Here is a 2,316-nt window from a genome sequence, read left to right as displayed (position 1 = left end):
CACGGCCCGGCCCGTGTCCTCGCCATGTGCAACCAGAAGGGCGGTGTGGGCAAGACCACCTCATCGATCAACATCGCTGGGGCCATGTGTCAGTATGGGCGACGGGTGCTGATCGTGGACTTCGACCCCCAGGGCGCGGCCACCGTGGGTCTGGGCATCAATGCCAACAGTGTGGACAACACTATTTACACCGCTATGTTCGACCCCTCCCTGGATGTTCACGAGGTAGTCCGGCACACCCGTTTTGACGGTCTGGACATCATTCCGGCCAACATTGATTTATCGGCCGCTGAGATTCAGCTGGTCACCGAGGTCGGCAGAGAGCAGGCCCTGGCGGCTACCATCCGGCCCTTGCGGCAGGAGTACGACGCTATCATCATCGACTGCCAGCCTTCGCTCGGCCTGCTGACCGTCAACGCACTGACTGCTGCGGATGGTGTCATCATTCCTGTGGCGGCCGAGTTCTTCGCCCTGCGTGGCGTGGCCCTGCTCATGCAATCCATTGAGAAGGTCCGTAGCCGCATCAATCCTGACCTGCAGATTTACGGGGTTCTGGTCACCATGTACACCAAGACCCTGCATTCGGACGAGGTGCTTCAGCGTATCTACGAGGCCTTCAAAGGCAAAGTCCTGCATTCCATCATCAGCCGGTCCATAAAGTTGCCCGACGCCACGGTGGCAGGTGAGCCCATTACTATGTTCGCGCCTGAGCACAAGACCGCCAAGGAGTATCGGGAGGTCGCCCGCGAGCTGATCGCCCGCGGCATCGTGGCGTGAGCGGATCAGCGGACGGCTTCGCCGTCGATCTGGATGTCTACCAGGGGCCCTTCGACCTGCTGCTGGGAATGCTAGCCAACCGAAAGCTCTCTCTGACGGAGGTTTCGCTGGCCTCCATCACCGGGGAGTTTCTGGACTATGTTCGAACCCTGGACTTCAGTCAGGGGCTGGACCAGGCCAGCGCCTTCCTGGACGTGGCATCTGTTCTGGTGGAGGCCAAGAGCGCTGCCCTCCTGCCTGTGGAGGACGAATCCATGCGCGACCAGGCCTCCATGGATGCCCTTCGTGAGCGTGATCTGCTTTTCGCCAGGCTACTGCAGTACCGGGCCTTCAAGCAGGCTGGACAGGACTTTCGAGCCAGGCTGTCTGCCAACTCGGGCCGTTACCCCCATCCCGGCCATCTGGAGCCCCAGCTGGCCCATCTGCTGCCTGATCTGGTCTGGACTCTGAAGCCAGAGGATCTGGCCCTGCTCTGTGCCAATGCCTTGATCAACGCTCCGGCCTCCCAGGTTCGTCTGGACCAGCTTCACGTGCCCCTGGTTGACCTGAACAAGGAGGCCGACCAGGTTCGCCAAGTCTTGCTGGCGCAGCCCGGGCAGCCGGTGGCTTTCGCCGATTTGGTCGCCTCCTCCAAGGGCCGGGCGCAGGTGGTGGCCCGATTCCTGGCCGTGCTGATCTTCTTCCGGCAGGAGCTGATCCAGTATCGTCAGGATGGCCCATACCAGCCGCTCTACCTGCGCTGGGTAGGGCCGACCCAGGAGCCGGAAACGGCCTTGATCAGTGAGGGGGACTTCGCATGAGCCAAACTTCGGCTCCCGACACCCGTCCCGAATATGTGGACTTCGACGTGCAGGACTTTCCCGGAGGATTGGCCGCCTGCCTGGAGGCCATTTTGGTGGCCACGGACCGGCCGCTGACCGCAGAGGACTTCTCCCGGGTGCTGGCCGTGGATCCGGAACCGGTCAATGCCGCCCTGGAATCGTTGGCCGAGTCCTATAGCGACCGAGGATTCGAACTGCGCCGGACCGCCCGTGGCTGGCAGCTGACCAGCCGGGCCGCCTACCAGCCCGTGGTGGCGGCCTTCGTCAAGGACGGTCAGACGGCCAGACTTTCCCAGGCGGCCCTGGAGGCCCTGGCCATCGTGGCCTATCGTCAGCCCATGACTCGTGCCCAGGTGGGCCAGATTCGCGGGGTCAACTCAGATGGGGTCATCCGGGCTCTGTTGGTGCGCGGCTTGGTTCGTGAGGAAGGCCTGGACGAGCAAACCCACGCCGCGCTGCTGGTTACCACCGACCTTTTCCTTGAACGGATGGGCCTGCAGTCCTTGGAGGATCTGCCCTCACTTGCCCCCTTTCTGCCCGATGAGGACTCGGCTCTGGCCCAAGCCCGCCAGGAGCTGTATGGGCAACCCGAATCCCCGGATCTTGCCCATGTTTCGTCCCAGGGCGAGGAGGAGTGAACGCCTGTCACACAAGGCGGTTACACTTGTCTCTGTTTGTCCAATTCCTGGACCACGCCAGCCGGCAGCTAGGCCGGTGG

General features: G+C 62.8%; 3 protein-coding genes. All 3 read left to right on the top strand.

Translation table 11 applies throughout. The features are described from left to right. Nucleotides 1-777: ParA family protein (locus AC0AP0_RS12190; RefSeq protein ID WP_490430669.1), on the top strand; the 777-nt coding region annotated here is incomplete at its 5' end. Then, a complete protein-coding gene (locus AC0AP0_RS12185; protein ID WP_490430668.1) occupies nt 774-1,577 on the top strand; it encodes a segregation and condensation protein A in 804 nt (267 codons plus the stop codon). The genes AC0AP0_RS12190 and AC0AP0_RS12185, both read left to right, overlap by 4 nt. Then, on the top strand, nt 1,574-2,236 hold the full coding sequence (gene scpB, locus AC0AP0_RS12180) for an SMC-Scp complex subunit ScpB (RefSeq protein ID WP_490430667.1): 663 nt from the start codon (nt 1,574-1,576) through the stop codon (nt 2,234-2,236). The genes AC0AP0_RS12185 and scpB overlap by 4 nt, the downstream gene beginning before the upstream one ends. Nucleotides 2,237-2,316 lie beyond the last annotated feature (80 nt).

This window comes from Bifidobacterium sp. POST2/T3 (B1) (assembly GCF_058197115.1).
This window is presented reverse-complemented; position numbering and strand designations above follow the sequence as displayed.

Excerpts from the sequence above, each read along its gene's own strand:
- scpB (WP_490430667.1), top strand. The coding sequence starts at position 1,574 with ATGAGCCAAACTTCGGCTCCCGACACCCGTCCCGAATATGTGGACTTC.